Annotated in this window: 16 protein-coding genes and 1 tRNA gene; 16 read left to right on the top strand and 1 reads right to left on the bottom strand. The window is 54.2% G+C overall.

Going from position 1 to position 19161, the window contains the following annotated elements:
* Positions 1–6 precede the first annotated feature (6 nt).
* The 7 genes from ACPUC8_RS20280 to proR all read left to right on the top strand — a co-directional run bounded on the left by ACPUC8_RS20280 (position 7) and on the right by proR (position 6111).
* Complete coding sequence (locus ACPUC8_RS20280) at positions 7–834, top strand: MetQ/NlpA family ABC transporter substrate-binding protein (protein WP_494927188.1); 828 nt, start codon at positions 7–9, stop codon at positions 832–834.
* 9 nt (positions 835–843) lie between these two features.
* The gene (locus ACPUC8_RS20285) at positions 844–1971 is read left to right on the top strand and encodes a methionine ABC transporter ATP-binding protein (RefSeq protein WP_494927189.1); all 1128 of its coding nucleotides are present in this window, start codon (positions 844–846) and stop codon (positions 1969–1971) included.
* A complete protein-coding gene (locus tag ACPUC8_RS20290) occupies positions 1952–2608 on the top strand; it encodes a methionine ABC transporter permease (RefSeq protein WP_039329056.1) in 657 nt (218 codons plus the stop codon). The genes ACPUC8_RS20285 and ACPUC8_RS20290 overlap by 20 nt, the downstream gene beginning before the upstream one ends.
* 159 nt (positions 2609–2767) lie before the next feature.
* Complete coding sequence (locus ACPUC8_RS20295; protein ID WP_494927190.1) at positions 2768–3967, top strand: M20 family metallopeptidase; 1200 nt, start codon at positions 2768–2770, stop codon at positions 3965–3967.
* Between the two features lie 11 nt (positions 3968–3978).
* Entirely contained in the window at positions 3979–5283 is a 1305-nt protein-coding gene (locus tag ACPUC8_RS20300; protein WP_494927191.1) for an NtaA/DmoA family FMN-dependent monooxygenase, read from the top strand.
* 167 nt (positions 5284–5450) lie between these two features.
* On the top strand, positions 5451–5804 hold the full coding sequence (locus ACPUC8_RS20305) for a type II toxin-antitoxin system RelE/ParE family toxin (protein ID WP_039329053.1): 354 nt from the start codon (positions 5451–5453) through the stop codon (positions 5802–5804).
* Between the two features lie 4 nt (positions 5805–5808).
* Positions 5809–6111 carry a transcriptional regulator ProR gene (gene proR, locus ACPUC8_RS20310; RefSeq protein ID WP_039329052.1) on the top strand — a complete coding sequence of 101 codons (303 nt, stop codon included), beginning with the start codon at positions 5809–5811 and terminating at the stop codon, positions 6109–6111.
* A gap of 139 nt (positions 6112–6250) precedes the next feature.
* On the opposite strand, the gene ACPUC8_RS20315 is transcribed toward proR, so the two are convergent.
* Positions 6251–6326, bottom strand: a tRNA-Asn gene (locus ACPUC8_RS20315).
* A gap of 506 nt (positions 6327–6832) precedes the next feature.
* On the opposite strand from ACPUC8_RS20315, the gene ACPUC8_RS20320 reads away from it, so the two are divergent.
* From ACPUC8_RS20320 to ACPUC8_RS20360, 9 genes are all read left to right on the top strand, one after another.
* Positions 6833–7756, top strand: coding sequence for a sugar ABC transporter substrate-binding protein (locus ACPUC8_RS20320; protein ID WP_039329051.1), 924 nt, complete (start codon positions 6833–6835; stop codon positions 7754–7756).
* 32 nt (positions 7757–7788) lie between these two features.
* Positions 7789–9273 carry a sugar ABC transporter ATP-binding protein gene (locus ACPUC8_RS20325; protein WP_039329050.1) on the top strand — a complete coding sequence of 495 codons (1485 nt, stop codon included), beginning with the start codon at positions 7789–7791 and terminating at the stop codon, positions 9271–9273.
* Between the two features lie 14 nt (positions 9274–9287).
* On the top strand, positions 9288–10319 hold the full coding sequence (locus ACPUC8_RS20330; RefSeq protein WP_039329049.1) for an ABC transporter permease: 1032 nt from the start codon (positions 9288–9290) through the stop codon (positions 10317–10319).
* A 548-nt stretch (positions 10320–10867) separates the two neighbouring features.
* On the top strand, positions 10868–11785 hold the full coding sequence (gene nac / locus ACPUC8_RS20335; protein WP_034824624.1) for a nitrogen assimilation transcriptional regulator NAC: 918 nt from the start codon (positions 10868–10870) through the stop codon (positions 11783–11785).
* Positions 11786–12562: 777 nt separating this feature from the next.
* Positions 12563–13522 (top strand): HTH-type transcriptional regulator Cbl, encoded by a 960-nt coding sequence (gene cbl / locus ACPUC8_RS20340; RefSeq protein WP_039336659.1) that lies wholly within the window; start codon positions 12563–12565, stop codon positions 13520–13522.
* A gap of 152 nt (positions 13523–13674) precedes the next feature.
* A complete protein-coding gene (locus ACPUC8_RS20345; RefSeq protein WP_039336675.1) occupies positions 13675–15132 on the top strand; it encodes an NAD-dependent succinate-semialdehyde dehydrogenase in 1458 nt (485 codons plus the stop codon).
* 397 nt (positions 15133–15529) lie between these two features.
* A complete protein-coding gene (locus tag ACPUC8_RS20350) occupies positions 15530–16999 on the top strand; it encodes an aldehyde dehydrogenase family protein (RefSeq protein WP_039336661.1) in 1470 nt (489 codons plus the stop codon).
* Positions 17000–17031: 32 nt separating this feature from the next.
* Positions 17032–17700 (top strand): haloacid dehalogenase type II, encoded by a 669-nt coding sequence (locus ACPUC8_RS20355; RefSeq protein ID WP_039336663.1) that lies wholly within the window; start codon positions 17032–17034, stop codon positions 17698–17700.
* A 14-nt stretch (positions 17701–17714) separates the two neighbouring features.
* Positions 17715–18992, top strand: coding sequence for an NAD(P)/FAD-dependent oxidoreductase (locus ACPUC8_RS20360; protein WP_494927192.1), 1278 nt, complete (start codon positions 17715–17717; stop codon positions 18990–18992).
* Positions 18993–19161 lie beyond the last annotated feature (169 nt).

The following is a 19161-nucleotide window of genomic DNA, read 5'->3' on the forward strand; positions in this document are numbered from 1 at the left end:
TACTTTATGCACACACGCCCGGCTTCTGCCAAAAATAAATTCTTGTTATCCGCTGGCGCTTTCCTGCTGGCCAGCACGGTTTTAGCGCCACTCTCGCTGGCCCACGCCGCAGATAAAACCTCAGTAAAAGTCGGCATCATGAGTGGTGAAGATGAGGACGTCTGGCGCGAAGTGATTAAACAAGCTGCCGCCAAAGGATTGACGGTGAAAACGGTGGTGTTCAACGACTACAACCAGCCGAATGAAGCCCTGCAAAATGGTGAGGTGGACGCGAATGCCTTCCAGCATCAGCCGTTCTTAAACAATCAGATCAAGGTTAATCATTACGACATCGTGCGCGTGGGTGACACAGCCGTGTGGCCGATTGGCCTTTATTCGAAAAAAGTGAAAAGTGCGGCGGAACTCAAAGATGGTGCGGTGATTGGCGTACCGAATGATCCCTCAAACGAAGCGCGTGGGCTGGTGCTGTTGCAACAGCAAGGTTTGATTAAGCTGAAACCGGGGGTCGGTATTGCCGCGACCACCGCCGATATCACCGCCAACCCCCACCATCTGCAAATCAAAGAACTGGATTCCGGCATCATCGGTCGTTCGGTTCCCGATCTGGATGCTGCGGTGGTGAACACGGATTGGGCGCTGAAAAGTGGCCTGACGGCTGGCGATCGCATCGCGCAGGAGCCGGTGAAAGACAACCCATACAATAACTTTATCGCGGTGAAGAAAGAGAATGTCTCTGCACCGTGGGTGAAAACGTTGGTGTCTTCTTATCAGAATGACGCCGTGAAATCCGTTTTTAACAAGGTTTACAAGGGCACGGGCGAAACGGCCTGGTAAGGAAAGAGCATGACGATATTCTCAGGGGCCGAAACGCCTTTCCACGCCGTGGCGCGTGGCGTGGTGGAAAATGCGCAAGACCGTGAACGCGCTACGCGAGACGACGTTAGTGTGGTGCGTTTACAGGGCGTTTCCCGCCGGTTTGGGCAAACCCAGGCGCTGCGTGACGTCTCGCTGACGGTACAAAAAGGCGAAATTTTGGGCTTGATTGGCCGCAGCGGCGCGGGCAAATCCACGCTGATTCGTTGTCTGAATGGGCTGGAGCAACCTGATGAAGGCGTCATCGAAATTGAAGGCCGGAACATTACCGGCCTGTCGGAAAAACAGCTGCAAACTGTGCGCAGCCGCGTGGGCATGGTGTTCCAGCACTTCAATCTGTTGTCAGCGAAAACCGTAGCGCAAAACGTGGCGTTGCCGTTGAAGATTGCCGGTCTGGATAAAGTGCAACGTCATCGGCGCGTGGCTGAATTGCTCGAACTGGTGGGATTGACGGATAAGGCGCAACACTACCCGGCGGCGCTGTCAGGGGGACAGAAACAGCGTGTCGGCATTGCCCGTGCACTGGCGGCCAGTCCGGCACTGTTGCTGTGCGATGAAGCGACCTCGGCGCTTGATCCAGAAACCACCCGTTCGATTCTGGCCTTGCTGAAGTCGCTGAATCAAAAACTCGGCATCACCATTCTGCTTATCACCCATGAGATGGAAGTGATCAAATCGGTGGCGCATCGTGTCGCGGTGATTAATGCCGGTGAGATCGTCGAACAAGGCCCGGTGTGGCAGGTGTTTGCCCATCCGCAGTCAGATCTCACCCGTTCCTTGCTGCGTGGTTTGCTACCACAGCTGCCGGAGGCGCTTGCCACCCGTATCAGCGCGCAAAAACAGGGGGAGGCTATCTATAGCGTGCATTATGCCGGTGAAGATGCGCAGGGCGATCTGCTGACCCGCTTTGCCGCCGCGCTACCTGGCAAATTCCGTCTGTTACAGGGTGGCATCGACCATATTCAGCATTATGCCGTGGTGCGCTTCTTTATTGCGTTTCCGGCGAGCAACACGGCCGATGAACAACAGATTCTTAGCTGGCTGCATACGCAGCAGGCACAAGTGGAGTTAGTGGGCTATGTCGCCAGTGATGATTGATTTACTGCTCAATGCGTTGGGCGAAACGGTATTGATGACGGCCATTTCCGGGCTGTTCTCGCTGGTGGCCGGTCTGCCGTTAGGGTTGATTCTTGTAATGACCAGTGTGGGCGGGATTGCGGAGCATCGAGGCATCAACCGCGTGCTGGGGCTGATCATCAATGGCTTCCGTTCCCTACCGTTTATTATTCTGCTGGTGGCACTGATTCCGTTTACCCGGTTTTTGGTGGGCACTTCACTGGGCACCTGGGCGGCCATTGTGCCGTTGTCGATTACCGCAACGCCTTATTTTGCGCGCGTGGCGGAAGTATCGTTGCGTGATGTCGATCGCGGGCTGATTGATGCTGTGCGCGCCATGGGGGCCAGCAAACTGCGCATTGTATGGGATGTGCTGATACCGGAAGCGCTGCCCGGCATTCTCTCTGGTTTTGTCGTGACGCTGGTGGCCTTGATTGGCGCTTCAGCGATGGCGGGGGCGATCGGTGCAGGCGGTCTGGGCGATCTGGCGATCCGATATGGCTACCAGCGCTTTGAAACCTCAGTGATGATTGCGGTGATCGCGGTGTTGATTGTGTTGGTGTGCGGTATTCAGTGGCTGGGCGATCGGCTGGTGCAACGTATCGACAGACGGCATTGAACTCAGGTGCGCATTTATGCGCACCTGAAATGTAATACGAATTCAATGAGAGCAGTTGTGCATTTTCCCGCAATCCTTATCACTATTTCTTTTTAAACATCAGCAGCTAACGCGCTTAGAGTGATGGCAACGTCTTGCCTTGCCTCAGGAGAATCCGTTATGCCGCTGAACACACTTCAGCTCACGCTTGAAAGTCATCTCGAACAACACAGCGCCGACTATATCGCCGTGGCTCAATCAATCTTTGCCAGGCCGGAAACCGGTAACAATGAATACTTTGCCAGTGAGCAACTGACCAACTTACTTAGCGCTCAGGGATTTGAGGTCACCCGACATGTTGCCGGCCATGAAACCGCCTTTCACGCGGTGAAGGCCAGCAGTAAACCGGGACCGACCATCGCCTTTCTCGCTGAATACGATGCGTTAATCGGTATTGGCCATGCCTGCGGTCACAACCTGATTGGCACCACCAGCGTGGCCGCGGCGATCGCCTTGTCTCAGGTGCTGGATCAGACCGGTGGCCGCGTCGTGGTGCTGGGCACGCCAGCAGAAGAGGGCGGCTTAGCGGGGCCGGGCGGGCCTAAAGGCAACGTGAAAAAGCGTTTTGTTGAGGCCGGGTTGCTGGAGGATGTGGATGCGGCGCTGATGGTGCATCCCGCCGGTAAAACGCGTCTCACGGAAGCCACACTGGCAAACAACCATCTTTACTTCCATTTCTATGGCAAACCCTCGCATGCCGCCAGCGCGCCGCATGAAGGGATCAATGCGTTGGATGCGCTGGTGCTGCTCTATAACGGCATCAGCGTTCTGCGCCAGCAACTGCCCGATGGCGTGCGAGTGCACGGCATTATTACCGATGGCGGTCAGGCACCCAATGTGATCCCAGAATACGCTGCAGCGCACTACTATATCCGTGCCGATAGCCGTGAGCAGGTGGAGGCGCTGGAGCCACGCTTGCGCGCAATAGCCGAAGGTGTGGCGCTGGCCACCGGAACACGTGTGGAGATTGATCATCAAATTGGCCCACGCGATTTCAAACGCAATCCAGCGCTGGATGCGCTGCTGCTGGAAGCGTTGCGTGCAGCCGGTGAAGAGGTAGATCTGTCGCCACAACGCAATAAAGTCTCGACCGATGCCGGGGATATCAGCCACGCGGTGCCGACTGCGCACCCTTGGCTAAAGATCGGCCCCGACGATCTGATTTTCCATACCGTGCCGTTCCGGGAAGCGGCCAATTCTGAACGCGGTTATCAGGCATTGCTGATCGGTGCGCGCACGCTGGCCCGCACCGGATTACGTCTGCTTATTGATGCCGATGCGCTTCACGCCGTTAAAGCCGATTTTGTGCGCCAGGCCTAAAGGGGATCGTTATGTCACAAACTCATCGTAGAAAATTGAAAACTTTAGTCGGTGCCAGCAGCGTGATTTCAGCGGGCAATGACACCCAGCCGGGCGTGGGGATCGCGCGCGCCATCGAGCTGGCGAAAATCGCCGAGCGCGAGAAAATTACCGGTCTGTTCACCGCAGATTTGTTGCAGGCCGATCCGGCGGGCTTAGCTGGCACCACCGGCACACAGGACCCATTGATTGCCCTGGCCGCGTTAAGTCAGGCAACATCGCAGATCGGGTTGATCGCTACCGTCAGCACCAGCTGGTTGCATCCTTATCACTTAGCGCGTCAGGTTGGCACCCTTGACCATATCAGCGGTGGCCGAGCGGGCTGGAACGCCGTGACCTCATCAGTCGGTGAAGAGAACTTCGGTGAAAGCCAGCTCCCGCCGCCGCAGGAGCGCTATGCGCGCGCCACCGAGTTTATCGAAGTGATGAATGCCCTGTACGACGCTAACGAACGTTCAGCGGTGCAGCGCACGGCCAGCGGTGGCATCCGCCTCGATCACCAAAAACTGCATCCCATTCACTATCGAGGCGACTTCTTCCAGGTAGCCGGTCCACTGAATGTGCCGCCACCGCCGCAGCGACGTCCGGTGCAGTTTCAGGCCGGGCAATCCGAGGCGGGGGTGACACTGGGCGCACGCTATGCGGAGGTGATTTACACTTCGCAGCCTACCTTCGAGGCGGCACAGCAATTTGTCGCGGATGTTCAGCAGCGTGCACGTCGTTTTGGCCGCGAACAGAATCCCCCTCTGATCATGAACTCATTTCACGCCATCATTGGCGACAGTGAGGCGGATGTGGCGCGTCGGTTACGGGATAAGCACGAGAAAATTAACTACGAGCAGGGCAGGCTGCGCGTAGCGGATATGCTGGGAGGGGAAGTGGATCTGCGTGAAGTGCCGCTGGACCAACCGTTACCCGGCGCGTTAATTCCGCAGTTGGAACAGGTACACCGGCGCCAGGGACGTGCCGCCATCTTCCGGCAGTATGCACTGGAAGGTTTGACATTGCGTGAGTTGATCATCAAAGCCGAAGAGACCGGGCACTGGTTTGTTGCCGGTACGCCGGAACAGCTTGTCGATGCCATTGAACAGCGCTACCACGCGGGCGTATTAGATGTGATCTCATTGCACGGCTTGGGTAATCCAGATCAGCAAGATTTGCTGCTGAATGGCTTGCTGCCCGAACTGCGCCGCCGCAATTTGCTGGATACCGACTATCAAGGTAATGACTTCCGCAGCAGCCTGGAGCTGGCTCCGCTACCTAAAGTCACCGACTAACATCGCTTGCTTTAAGAAGGCCCTTCCAGAACAGCGGGAAGGGCTTTTTTTTTGGAAACCTGCTCCACAAATCATTTCAGAACAGATGCCCTCTGGGCAATACCCGACCACACTGCCTATCGCATTGAACCTATATAGCATTTAACCTATATCGATGAGGGCGTATCATGTGGCAGATAATAACAACAGACACTTTTGATCAATGGTTAATGACGCCAGGCGACACGGATCGAGCATGTGTCATCGCGGCAATGTTGGTTTTACGCCAGGCAGGGGCTGGATTAAGCAGGCCTTATGCAGACACAATTAAAGGTTCGCGCTACAGCAATATGAAAGAGTTGCGTGTACAGAGCAAAGGCAGTCCCATTCGGGCTTTTTATGCTTTTGATCCATGGCGAAAAGGTATTTTGCTTTGCGCTGGTCATAAGGCTGGCAATGAAAAACGATTTTATAAAGAGATGATTACACAAGCAGATCAAGAGTTTACTCAACATCTCAATCGCAGCGAATTTAAGGAGTAATGTGATGGGCAGAACACTCGAACAGATTCTTACGGCTGAAAAACCTGAAGTGGTCGCGGATGCCAACGTCATTGCTGAAGACATTCTGCTGAATATACATCTTGCAGAGCTACGCGAACGTGTAAGCAAAACGCAGGTGGAAATGGCACAGGCGCTAAACATCAAACAACCAACGGTGGCTGGAATGGAAAAACCAGGGCGCGATCTCAAACTTTCCACTCTAAAACGTTATGTTGAAGCAGCTGGTGGCAAGCTCCGCCTGGATGTTGAACTGCCTGACGGGTCGCATTTTGAGTTTGTTGTTTAGCGATTATCACCACAAAACATCTCATTAGGCTGAGTTTGTGACGGGACTATGTATCAGCCAACACGATTACTACTGCCAAGAAAGGCCTTCCCAAAAGACAAAACCCCGCTCAGGTTTCCCTGAGCGGGGTTTTTGAATTTGGCTCCTCTGACTGGACTCGAACCAGTGACATACGGATTAACAGTCCGCCGTTCTACCGACTGAACTACAGAGGAATCGTGTGAACGAGGCGCATATTAGCGATGCCGATCTGCGTTGTCAAAGCCCTATCGCACACTTCTGGTTTAAGTGCGCGTAAAAGCAGCGGAATGCTGCTTTTCTGCCTTGGATGTGCAGATTTCAAACTGCCAACAAGATCTCACTTTAAGCGCATTTCCTTTGAGATGTTAGAGGCGTGTCAAAGTTTTGTTATTTGCCGATTTTAAAACAATCATTTCAGTGCTTTTATGATGAAAATTTCAAATGATGATTAGATGAAACAAATGAACTGCTTATCATCACGGGCGAAACGAGTTTCCAGTCCTGAAACATCATTTTGAAAATAACTTGTTGATAAGGAAGATGTTGCAACAAGGAGCTGTACGGAATCGATAGCGTTAGACCAGAAGCCTTACCTCTACAACCAGATAAATAACGCCAGCGACGTTGAGTGAATGTAAAAAATTTTTTTCATTCGTCGTATCAGCCAACTGCGCATGTTAACGAATAAGAAGGGTTACCCATGAAATTCAAAAAAGCGTTAGTGACTTCCCTGTTAGCTTGCATGTTACCTGCCGCAGTAATGGCGAAAGACCTTCAGGTGGGCGTTTCAATGGCGCTGTTTGATGACAACTTCCTCACGATTCTGCGTACCGGTATGCAGAAAGAGATGACCAAAGATGGCATTAAAGGCCAGGTAGAAGATGCCAAAGGCGACGTTTCACAGCAGCTGCAACAGGTACAGAACTTCATTGGTCAGGGTGTTGACGCCATCATCGTCAACCCGGTTGATACCAACGCCGTTAAACCGGTGATGGATGCGGCAACCAAAGCGGGCATTCCACTGATCTTCGTGAACCGTAAACCAGCGGGCGAACTGACTGACAAAATGGCCTATGTCGGTTCGGATTCTGAACTGGCGGGGCGTTTACAGATGGAAGCATTAGCCAAAGCAATGAACGGCAAAGGCAACGTCGCGATTCTGATGGGCGACCTCGCTAACGAATCCACCCGTGACCGTACCAAAGGGGTTGAAGCGGTGGTCGCTAAATACCCAGGCATCAAAGTGGTTCAGAAACAGACCGCCAAATTCACCCGTAACGACGCGGTGGATGTGGTGAGTAACTGGCTCACCGCCGGTGATGATATCCAGGCGATTGCGTCTAACAACGATGAGATGGCCATCGGTGCCCTGCAGGCGCTGGGTAAAAACCCGAACCACATTCTGATTGCTGGCGTGGATGGCACACCGGATGCCTTGCAGATGCTGAAGAACGGCAAGATGGTTGCCACCGTGTTCCAGGATGCGAAAGGTCAGGGTGAAGGTGCAGTTCAGGCAGCGATTAAACTGGCGAATGGCGAGAAAGTGGAAAAGATCATCAACATCCCTTACCAGCTGATCACCAAAGACAACATGGCGCAGTTCGAATCTCGTAACCAGAAATAATCGTTCCCGACTCAGCCGTACGGAGGTGATGTATGACCGCATTTGCGCTTGAAGCCGAAGGCATCAGCAAGTTCTTCCCCGGAGTGAAGGCACTCGACAATGTCTCATTGCGAATTAAACCGGGGTCGGTACATGCCCTGATGGGTGAAAATGGCGCGGGCAAATCCACTTTAATGAAATGCCTGATCGGGATGTATCGTCCCGATAAGGGCACCATCCGCATTAAAGGGGAGCCAGTTCAGTTTCAGGACACCATGGACGCGTTGCGTTCTGGGATCTCGATGATCCACCAGGAGCTGAATCTGGTGCCTTATATGACTGTGGCCGAGAACATCTGGCTTGGTCGCGAACCGATGAAGTACGGCTTTGTTGACCATGCGTTGCTGAATAAGCAAACGCAGGAACTGCTCAACAAACTTAACATCCGCCTCAAGGCGGATCGCATGGTCGGTGAACTGAGTATCGCCGCCCAGCAGATGGTGGAAATTGCCAAAGCGGTGTCGTGGAACTCTGACATTGTGATTATGGATGAACCGACCTCGGCACTGACGGAAACTGAAGTGGCGCATCTGTTTACCATCATCCGTGACCTGCGCGAGCAGGGTAAAGCCATCATTTATATCAGTCACAAAATGGATGAGATTTTCACCATTACTGACGAAATCAGCATCTTCCGTGACGGCACATGGGTGGGCAGCAACAACACCACTGAATTTACCCGCCAGTCGCTGATTACCCAGATGGTGGGACGCGAACTCACCCAGCTGTTCCCGAAATTCAACGGTGAAATCGGTGGAGACGTGCTGACGGTGCGTAACCTCACCTGCAAAGATCGTTTCACCGACATTAACTTCACGGTACGCAAAGGCGAGATCCTTGGCGTGGCGGGTTTAGTCGGCGCGGGACGCAGTGAAGTGATGGAAAGCTTATTCGGTATGGAAAGCTTCGACAGCGGGGAAGTGCTGATCGATGGCGTGCCAGTGAAGATTGATTCGCCGTCAACGGCGATTGAAAAGGGTATGGCCTTCCTGACGGAAGACCGTAAAAAATCCGGGCTGTTCCTGGTGTTGTCGGTGATGGAGAACATGAGCATCGTCAACATGCCGGATTACGTCAGTAAAGCTGGTTTCGTTAGCCACATGAAGATGGCGCAGGACTGCATGGAGCAGATCCGCAAACTCAATATTAAAACGCCGACCATGGATCAGATCATCAACAACCTCAGTGGCGGTAATCAGCAGAAGGTGCTGATTGCGCGTTGGCTGCTGGCACAACCGAAGATCCTGATCCTCGACGAACCGACACGCGGTATTGATGTCGGGGCAAAAGCCGAGATTTATCGCTTAATCAGCGAACTGGCAAACCGGGGTGTCGCCATCATTATGGTGTCCTCTGAACTGCCTGAAATTCTTGGTATGAGCGACCGCGTGATGGTGATGCACGGCGGGCGTATAACTGGCATCCTCGATAAAGAAGAGGCCAATCAGGAAACCATTTTGTCGTTGGCATCCGAGTGAGGCGCGAGACATCTATGAGTAACGTAAAAATTACGGCCCCGCAGGCCGCAGAATCGACTTCCTTCTTTGGCAACCTGCGCCATAAGTTGCCGAAAGATACCGGCATCTTTGTGGTGATGTTAGGGATTGCTTTGATTTTCGAAATTGCAGGCTGGTACGTCCGTGACCAATCTTTCCTGCTCAACACCAACCGCCTGGTTCTGATCGTTCTACAGGTGGCCATTATCGGGATTATCGCGGTGGGGGTGACGCAAGTCATCATCACCACGGGTATCGATCTGTCATCCGGTTCGGTCATCGCACTGACCGCGGTGGTCGCGGCCAGTCTGGCGCAAACCTCGGACAGCTTGTCACCGATGTATCCGTCATTAGTTAACCTGCCAGCCGTGATTCCGATTGTGGCCGGTATTGGTGTGGGTTTGTTGTGTGGAGTAATGAACGGTTTCCTGATTACCAAAACCGGGATTCCTCCTTTCATTGCCACACTAGGCATGATGGTGTCGGCACGTGGTCTGGCGCAGTATTATACCCAGGGTAACCCGATCAGCTTCCTGTCAGATGGTTTCACCTCCATCGGCCAGGGCGCAATGCCGGTGATTATCTTCCTGGTGGTGGCCTTCCTGTTCCACATTGCCCTGAAACATACGCGCTACGGCAAATATGTCTACGCGATTGGCGGCAACATGACGTCGGCCAAAGTATCCGGTATCAACGTCAACAAATACCTGATCATCGTTTACACCATTGCCGGTGCGCTCTCTGGTTTAGCAGGTGTGGTGCTGGCGGCACGTGTCAGTAGCGGCCAGTCAAGCATGGGTATGGCCTATGAACTGGATGCGATTGCCGCAGCGGTTATCGGCGGTAGCAGCCTGATGGGCGGCGTAGGGCGCATCACTGGTACGCTGATTGGTGCGGTGATCCTGGGTCTGATTAAGAGCGGGTTCACCTTTGTGGGGGTCGATGCCTACGTGCAGGACATCATTAAGGGCATCATTATCGTAGCGGCAGTTTCCATCGATATGCACCGCAACCGCAAGAAACGCTAATACGCTTCATACTTCACACTGTAGCTGCGTTGGCTGCGCCCGTTTACCCTGGTCACATAGTGAACTATGCTCCCAGGGCTAAACGAGCTTGCCGCCTTGTTGCAGCGCGAATTATTTTGCGTATCGGTATGTGATGAACACATTGTAAATCTCTTTCGCTCGCTTCCCTCTCTCTCACAATAAGTTTTCCCACTGGTTGATCCTGTTCTTTTCCCCGCGTTTGCTTTCGATTTGCCCCTTTCTGCTCATTTTTTGCCACTTCTGCACCATACCAGCGCTGTTGGTCATCACTTTTTTGCACATCTGATACGCAGTTTGTGCACCAATAGAGTGCAAGGTGGGTTCTTTTTAAACACCTCGGGTCATGCATTGAGCTTATTAACTCCTTCGAGGTAATCAGAAAGGCTTATTTTCCGGGCCGTTAGGAATAATCTGGATAGCCTTTTTTGCGTGCGGAATAAACCTGGCCTGCATATTGCAACTTCATGAACACAAGCCAGCAGGCTGAGACACCCATATTTGGGCATTCGGGGATTGACGGAGGCAATATGAACTTAAGACGACTGAAGTACTTTGTAAAAATCGTCGATATCGGCAGCCTGACTCAGGCAGCAGAAGTGTTGCACATCGCGCAGCCTGCGCTTAGCCAGCAAGTTGCAACGCTGGAAAATGAACTCGATCAGCAACTGCTGATTCGCACCAAACGCGGCGTCACGCCAACCGAAGCCGGTAAAATTCTTTATGCTCATGCCCGCACAATTTTACGTCAGTGTGAGCAGGCGCAGACCGCAGTGATTAATGCCGGTCAGGCACTGAATGGTCAGGTATCCATTGGCTTGGCACCGGGTACGGCCGCATCGTCTTTAACGATGCCGCTGCTGCAAACCGTGCGTGAGCAATTCCCTGATGTGCTGGTGTATCTGCATGAAAACAGCGGCACTTCATTAAATGAAAAAGTGATGAACGGCCAGCTGGATATGGCGGTGCTGTACGATCGTGCGCCGACGGCAGGCATCAACAGTATTCCTTTGATGAAAGAAGAACTCTATCTGGTGGGCGCAACGGCTTGTCCGGGAGCCACCGTCGATCTGGCTGATGTCGCACAGATGAATCTGTTTCTGCCACGTGATTACAGCGCCGTGCGTAAACGTGTTGATGAAGCCTTTTCCCTGCGTCGCCTGAGTGCGAAAATTATCGGTGAGATTGAGTCAATCTCTACGCTGACAGCCGCAGTTTCCAGCGGTATGGGCGTGACCGTGCTGCCAGAGTCAGCGGCTCGTGCGCTGGTAAGTTCAACCCATGCGTGGATGGCGCGTATCAACAGTCCGTCATTGAATCTGCCTTTGTCTTTGAACATCTCGGCACGTTTACCGTTGTCGCCATCTGCGCAAGCGGTGAAAAATATTCTGCTGTCATTGCTGAATAAGCCGATGACCGAAGAACGCGAGTTGATGTTAGTGGGTTAAGCGTTCAATTACTGACTGTAAATTTTAGCGGCGCAATTTATTGCGTAATGCATGTCAGTTAAGGACTCAGGCTGCTTCTTGATAAGTGGCCTGTCTTTTCAGTGCGGGCTCTGCCGCCACTACTGCCCCCTCTGGGCCGTCCTCGCGCCGCTAAAGCGGTGCCTTCGACTTCCACGTCGTGCCGGACGGACCGTTCGCGGATGACCCTCCATGGTCGGCCGCGAACTGCCCCACGCCTCCCCGCGTGGGGCTCCTGGCCCAACGTAAAAGTCTCAGCGCTGCGGATAGCCCTGAGGGGGCAGCAGAGGCGTCAGAGCTTCAGACGATGTGCCCTTTTTGACAACGCGCACTGAAGATAATGAGCCGGCTGGGGTCGCACCGGGGCAGGCATCCGCAGCGCTGAACGGAGTGAGTATGCCAGGAGAGCCCGCAGGACGCGGGCGAAAGGTGGCGCTGGAACATGGATGTTCCATCGGCACCGGTCCGTAAGGCAGACGAATGAAGTGAAGGTACCGCGTAGCGGCGTGAGGACCGCCAGCCACGGTGCGACCCCAGACGGCGTTATCGTCAGTCGCTTAACTGACGAGCATTACGCAATTTATTGCGCGATAAATCGCGCCGCTACCGATATGTATCAGGCTATCAGGCGCCAGCCTTAGCGAACCTGTAACCTTCCCCTTATTACTATTCCGCATAACACACCGTTTTTTATTATTTGTTGCAATCACACCAACTTCATAACATGGACGAAACAGGGCAGGAAACAGGAGAAAGGGTGTGAATTTCCAGCAACTTAAAATTATACGCGAAGCGGCACGTTGCGAATTCAACCTGACAGAAGTGGCGAATACGCTTTTTACCTCGCAATCCGGGGTCAGTCGCCATATTCGCGATCTGGAAGATGAACTCGGTGTCGAGATCTTCATTCGTCGCGGCAAGCGACTGTTAGGGATGACCGAACCGGGCAAGGCGCTGTTAACCATTGCTGAACGCATCCTCGATGAAGCCGGAAAGGTGCGTCGCCTGGCGGATGTGTTTACCAATGAGACCAGCGGCGTGTTAACCATCGCCACCACGCACACCCAGGCGCGCTATAGCTTGCCACGGGTGATCAAAGCGTTTCGTCAGCTCTACCCGAATGTGCGTCTGGAGTTGAATCAGGGTTCGCCGCAGGAGATTGTCACCATGCTGCTGGCCGGTGAAGCGGATATTGGCATTGCCTCCGAGCAACTGGTGAATAACAGCAGCCTTGCGGCCTTCCCATGGTTCAGCTGGCATCACTCATTGCTGGTGCCGCACGACCACGAGTTGCTGCAGCATCAGCCGGTGACGCTGGCCAGCCTGAGCCGCCATCCATTAATCACCTATCGGCAAGGAATTACCGGTCGTTCACGTGTGGATCGCGCTTTCCAGGCGGCTGGCATCAAACCCGATATCGTCCTCAGCGCACAGGACTCGGACGTGGTGAAAACCTACGTTGAGTTAGGGCTGGGTGTCGGTATTCTGGCTGACCAGGCTTGTGACATTTACGACGGTGAAGATTTAGTGAAAATCGATACGCATCACCTGTTCGATGCCAACACCGTGTGGCTCGGTTTGAAGCGCGGTCAGCTGCAGCGCAACTATGTTTGGCAGTTTCTTGAGTTATGTAATGCCAATCTGTCGCTGGAGGAGATCAAACGTCAGGCGCTCTCTTACGAAAGCGAAGCCGAGCCGGCCATCGATTTCCAGATTTAACCTGTCAGGTCGTCATTCGTGGCGACCTGATACAGCATAAAATTTCTTTTCCCGCCGCAAAACACACACCTGCTTTGATTCCATCCCCCAGAAAAACATCCTGCGCTGTCACGTCACGATAAAGTGAAATGAACAGGACACAGGGGATGAACATGTCGCGAATTCAGTTGAAAGATGCAGAGTTATTGCGCCAGCAGGCGTTGTTTGGCGGATGCTGGCAGGATGCGCACGCGGGGGCCACGCTGCCGGTTATCGATCCCGCCACCCAGCAGCAGATTGCCACCATTCCCGCCTTGGGTGCGGCTGAAACCGAGCAGGCGATAGATTATGCTGAGTCGGTGCGCGTCAGTTGGGGTAAAACCCCTAATGCCACCCGTGCGGCGCTGCTGGAAAAATGGCATCAGCTGATTATCGACAACGCCGATGATTTGGCGATCATCATGACCGCCGAACAGGGCAAACCGCTGGCAGAAGCCAAAGGTGAAGTGCTCTACGGGGCCAGCTTTGTGAAGTGGTTTGCCGAAGAAGCGCGTCGTATCTACGGTGACACCATCCCGGCACCGAGTGAAGATCGTCGCATTCTGGTATTAAAGCAGCCAGTGGGTGTCGCAGCGGCGATAACACCGTGGAATTTCCCGATTGCAATGATCACCCGTAAAGTGGCCCCTGCGCTGGCCGCAGGCTGTCCGATCATCGTCAAGCCTTCTGAACTCACTCCTCTCTCTGCACTGGCACTGGCGGTGCTGGCAGAGCGAGCGGGCTTCCCTTCCGGCGTGTTGCAAGTGCTGACCGGGCTACCGACAGAGATCGGCAGTGCACTCACGGCCAGCCGTACGGTGCGCAAAATCTCCTTTACCGGTTCAACCCGTGTAGGTCAGCTGTTGATGCAACAAAGTGCCGATAGCATCAAGCGCCTCAGTCTGGAACTGGGTGGCAATGCGCCACTGATAGTGTTTGATGACGCCGATCTGGATGTCACCATCCCAGGCGTGATGGCGAGTAAGTTCCGCAATGCCGGACAGACCTGTGTCTGCGCCAACCGCATTCTGGTGCAGCGCGGCATCTACGAACGTTTCAGTGAAAAACTGCTGGCAGCGGTTGCTACCCTAAAAGTCGGTGATGGCTTTGAGCCGGGCAGCACCCTGGGTCCGCTGATTAACGATCGTGCCGTCGAGAAGGTTAACAGTCATATTGATGATGCGCTCAGTCAGGGGGCAACCTTGTTGCACGGCGGCATCGGTGCGCCAAACGGCACTTTTGTCGAGCCAACGGTGTTGGGCAATGTCACCAGCACTATGCGTATTGCGCATGAAGAAACCTTTGGTCCGGTGGCACCGTTATTTGTTTTCGATACCGAAGAAGAAGCGATTCGCATGGCGAATGACACGCCTTACGGCTTGGGTGCGTATTTCTTCACCGAGAATATACGGCGTGCCTGGCGCGTGGCGGAGTCTCTGGAATTTGGCATGGTCGGTTTTAATACCGGTGCCATTTCATTAGATGCGGCTCCTTTCGGTGGAATTAAATTATCCGGATTAGGGCGCGAAGGATCGCGCTATGGAATTGAAGAGTATCTGGAGCAGAAAACATTTCATATGGGGAGCCTGTAAATATCGGTCGCCATAAATGACGACCCTACAGTAGGGCGCGCATTAATGCGCACCAAAATAAAAACAGCGCCGATGGCCTCAGGTTAACGGCGCTTTTTGTTTTGTGCGCGCCGTCATACTTTTCCCACCCATCCCCGTTTTAGTGCAAGTTTCATGCGAGCTGCACCGCTGCGATGCACGAATTTTGTGAAGTAAATCATCTGTTTATTCCTTCGGCAATTCCGCAAAATTTCGCTCAACAATACGGCAGAAAATTTTTTTGGCGTGTTTTTTACGCATTTTTATTTTTCACTGGGCTGGCATACTTTCTGCATTAGCTTATTAACGTGACAGATAAATGTGGTGCAAATCGTTAATTGGCGCACATGTGATGGGTGTAACAAATAAGGAATTTTCCATGTTAAGTTTCGACCCTGAAAAAGTTTCTCTTCCTTTAGGCCATTATATTGGTGGCCAGCATGTCACCACACAAGGTGCGCGCTTCGCCGTGAAACGCCCGTCCGATGGCAAAGTCTATGCCGAGCTGAGTGAAGCGCAGGCAGAAGACGTGGATCGCGCCGTGACACTTGCCCATCACACCCTGAAAACCAGCGGCTGGCGCAGTTGCTCACCGCGTGAACGTGGCAGGGTGTTACGTCGCTGGGCAGATCTGATTGAAAACGACCTGCTGCTGGCACAACTGGAAGCGCTGGGTTCGACGCGCCCAATCAGCGATGTCGTGCAGCATGAAATTCCGTTCACGGCGGAAGCTATCCGTTTCTACGCCGAGTGTGCAGATAAATACAGTGGCGACCTGTTCCCGACGCAAGAGAGCAGTCTCGGCATGTTGGTTTCAGAGCCGTATGGCGTGATTGGCGCGATTACGCCATGGAATTTTCCGCTGTCGATGGCGTCCTGGAAATGCGGCCCGGCATTGGCAGCAGGTAATGCGGTGGTGCTGAAGCCATCCGAACTGACGCCATACTCCACGGTGCGTATGGCGGAGTTGGCGGTGCAGGCCGGATTACCCGCCGGCGTACTCAACATTGTGCAAGGTAGCGGGGCGGTAACGGGCAGCGCGCTGGTAACACACCCGCTGGTACGCAAGGTTTCCTTTACCGGATCAACCGTGACAGGCGCACGCATTATGAGCGACGCCGCGCAGCACGGCATGAAGCCTGTGACGCTGGAGCTGGGGGGCAAAAGCCCGCAATTAGTCTTCGATGATGCAGGCGATATTGATGTGCTGGCGCAACGTATTTTACGTGGTTTCACCGCGAACGGCGGTCAGGCATGTGTGGCAGGCACCCGCCTGATTGTACAGCGTGCTATCGCCCAGCCTCTACTGGAACGTTTAGTGTCCCTGTGCCAACAGCCGCGTCCAGGTATGACCTGGCAGGACAGCAGCCGCTACGCGCCATTAATCGATGAACGCCAGGGTAACAAGGTGGCTTCGGTGATTGCCGAAGCCAAAGCGCAGGGCGCGGAAGTGCTGGTGGGTGGCGAGCGCTTTGCGGATACCGACGGCGGTTGGTTCTGGCAGCCTACGCTGTTGTGCGGTGTGGCGGCAGACAACCCGGCGGTACAGCAGGAGATTTTCGGCCCGGTACTCACTGTGCAGGAGTTCGACAGCGAAGAAGAGGGTCTGGCGTTAGCGGCGCATGAAACCTATGGCCTGTGCGCAGGGGTGCATACCCTCAGCCTGCCGCGTGCGATGCGGGCGATGCGGGCCATTGAATCGGGCACCGTATGGATCAACCGCTATGGCCGCTCCGGCGATTTTATTATTCCCACCGGTGGCTTCCTGGGCTCCGGTATTGGCAAGGATCTGGGACGTCAGGCATTTCAGGCCTGCCAGCGCCAGAAGAGTGTATTAATCGATTTCTAAATTCACGTATCAGATAACGACGAGGTCGCGTCATGGCACTGTTTAAACCGAAATTCATCACCTTTGATTGCTACGGCACCCTGATTAATTTTGATATGGCAGGAGCAGCAGAGCGCTGCTTCAAAGATCGCGTGTCAGCGCAGCAGATGCTGGCATTCACCACGGATTTCGCCATCTACCGCCGCGATGAAGTCTTGGGTGCGTGGAAACCTTATTACGACGTGGTCAGCGATGCGCTGCAGCGCACCTGTAAAAAATGGGGCGTGCAGTGGAGCCAGGCTGACAGTGATTTTATCTATACCGATTGCGCCACCTGGGGACCGCATCCGGATGTCCCTGCCGGGCTGGCAAAAGTGGCGAAAGAGTTCCCACTGGTGCTGCTGACCAACTCCATGAACGATTTGATCCCGCATCACGTGCCGCGTCTCGGTGCGCCGATCCACATGACCATCACCGCTGAAGAAGTGGGTGCGTACAAGCCGCAGATGAAAGGCTTCGAATACATGCTGGATAAGCTGAACTGCGGACCAGAGGATATTCTCCACGTTTCCTCCAGCCTGCGTTACGACCTGATGACCTGCTATGACATGGGCATCAAGAACAAGGTGTGGGTCAACCGTGGCCACGATCCGGCCAATCCAGCTTACGAATATACCGAGATCAAAGATATCGGCGGTCTGCCCGCTGTGGTTGGACTCTAAGCCCGGAGGCGGCGATGAAACTCGAATCATTCTGGCAAGACACGGCACCTGCTTTCACCGGTGCCGCCAGTGGCGCACTGCCCGCCGTCGCGGATGTGGTGGTGATTGGCGGTGGCTTTACCGGCGTCTCGACGGCACTCAATCTGGCGCGCAGCGGCATCAACGTGGTGCTGCTGGAGCGTGGCGAAATGATGAGTCAGGCCTCGGCGCGTAACGGTGGTCACTGCAATACCGGCGTGGCGCAGAACTTTGCTTCGCTGGTCGAGAGCCAGGGTATCGAGCAGGCCAGCCGCTTTTATCGTGCGTATGACGATGCGGTGAGCTATGTCGAACAGCTGGTGCGAGAAGAGCAGATTGATTGCGATTTCCGCCTGTGCGGCAAACTGAAGCTGGCCAGCAAAGCGTCGCATTTCCCTGGCCTGCGCAGTGCATGGCAGCTGATGCGTGACACTGTGGACCCGGAAATCGAGCTGATCAGTCAGGATGAGATTCGTCGTGAAGTGGGCAGTGACAGCTTCCATGGCGGTTTGCTGCAGAAACGCGGCGGCCAGATGCACATGGGCAAGTTTGGTATTGGCCTGGCGAATGCGGCTGCGCAGGCCGGCGTGAAAATCTTCCCGCACCATGCGGTGACAGGCTTAACGCGGCTGGAGGGTCATCGCCATCGCGTCACCACCACCAAAGGCGAAATTATTGCCGAAAAAGTGATGATGGCGACCGGCGTCTCCAACGAAGGACCTTTCTCTTGGTTCCAGCGCCGCATTGTACCCGTTGGCAGCTTTATCGTGGTGACGGAACCGTTGGGCGACGCGTTGATCGAGCAGATATTGCCAAAAGACCGTACTTACGTCACCTCACTGAATATCGGCAACTATTTCCGTACCACTGCCGATCGTCGTCTGGTATTCGGCGGACGGGCGCGTTTTGCCGTCAGTAACCCCACTTCAGATACGCGCAGCGGTGAAGTGTTGCGTGCCGCGATGACCGCGCTGTTCCCTCAATTGGGCAAAGCGCGCATCGACTACTGCTGGGGCGGCATGGTGGATATGACCGCCGATCGGCTGCCCCATGCCGGTGAGCACGAAGGCGTGTTCTATTCACTCGGTTACAGCGGTCACGGCACGCAGATGTCGGTGTGGATGGGCCGTGTGATGGCGGACTTACTGGCCGAAAAACGTAACGAAAATCCCTGGCAGCGCGACGCATGGCCTGCGCTGCCGGGTTACCACGGGAAACCCTGGTTTTTGCCTCTCGCAGGGCTGTATTACAAGGCTAAGGATCGGCTCTCTTAATAGGTAACCCGGTGCGCATGAATGCGTCATCACGGCTGGTGCTGTTTTTGGCCAGGTGCGCATGAATGCGCACCCTACTGGCGACCCTACTGGTGGCCTGTAGGGTCGCCATTTATGGCGACCAGGTGGGTGGGACAATTTACAAAATATACAACTTTTCATATTGAGG

The sequence above is a fragment of the Pantoea sp. CFCC18177 genome, from assembly GCF_059412425.1.

What these genes read in the sequence shown, in the direction of transcription:
- ACPUC8_RS20280 (WP_494927188.1), top strand. Translation starts at nt 7, where the DNA reads ATGCACACACGCCCGGCTTCTGCCAAAAATAAATTCTTGTTATCCGCT.
- ACPUC8_RS20285 (WP_494927189.1), top strand. Translation starts at nt 844, where the DNA reads ATGACGATATTCTCAGGGGCCGAAACGCCTTTCCACGCCGTGGCGCGT.
- ACPUC8_RS20290 (WP_039329056.1), top strand. Translation starts at nt 1,952, where the DNA reads ATGTCGCCAGTGATGATTGATTTACTGCTCAATGCGTTGGGCGAAACG.
- ACPUC8_RS20295 (WP_494927190.1), top strand. Translation starts at nt 2,768, where the DNA reads ATGCCGCTGAACACACTTCAGCTCACGCTTGAAAGTCATCTCGAACAA.
- ACPUC8_RS20300 (WP_494927191.1), top strand. Translation starts at nt 3,979, where the DNA reads ATGTCACAAACTCATCGTAGAAAATTGAAAACTTTAGTCGGTGCCAGC.
- ACPUC8_RS20305 (WP_039329053.1), top strand. Translation starts at nt 5,451, where the DNA reads ATGTGGCAGATAATAACAACAGACACTTTTGATCAATGGTTAATGACG.
- proR (WP_039329052.1), top strand. Translation starts at nt 5,809, where the DNA reads ATGGGCAGAACACTCGAACAGATTCTTACGGCTGAAAAACCTGAAGTG.
- ACPUC8_RS20320 (WP_039329051.1), top strand. Translation starts at nt 6,833, where the DNA reads ATGAAATTCAAAAAAGCGTTAGTGACTTCCCTGTTAGCTTGCATGTTA.
- ACPUC8_RS20325 (WP_039329050.1), top strand. Translation starts at nt 7,789, where the DNA reads ATGACCGCATTTGCGCTTGAAGCCGAAGGCATCAGCAAGTTCTTCCCC.
- ACPUC8_RS20330 (WP_039329049.1), top strand. Translation starts at nt 9,288, where the DNA reads ATGAGTAACGTAAAAATTACGGCCCCGCAGGCCGCAGAATCGACTTCC.
- nac (WP_034824624.1), top strand. Translation starts at nt 10,868, where the DNA reads ATGAACTTAAGACGACTGAAGTACTTTGTAAAAATCGTCGATATCGGC.
- ACPUC8_RS20345 (WP_039336675.1), top strand. Translation starts at nt 13,675, where the DNA reads ATGTCGCGAATTCAGTTGAAAGATGCAGAGTTATTGCGCCAGCAGGCG.
- ACPUC8_RS20350 (WP_039336661.1), top strand. Translation starts at nt 15,530, where the DNA reads ATGTTAAGTTTCGACCCTGAAAAAGTTTCTCTTCCTTTAGGCCATTAT.
- ACPUC8_RS20355 (WP_039336663.1), top strand. Translation starts at nt 17,032, where the DNA reads ATGGCACTGTTTAAACCGAAATTCATCACCTTTGATTGCTACGGCACC.
- ACPUC8_RS20360 (WP_494927192.1), top strand. Translation starts at nt 17,715, where the DNA reads ATGAAACTCGAATCATTCTGGCAAGACACGGCACCTGCTTTCACCGGT.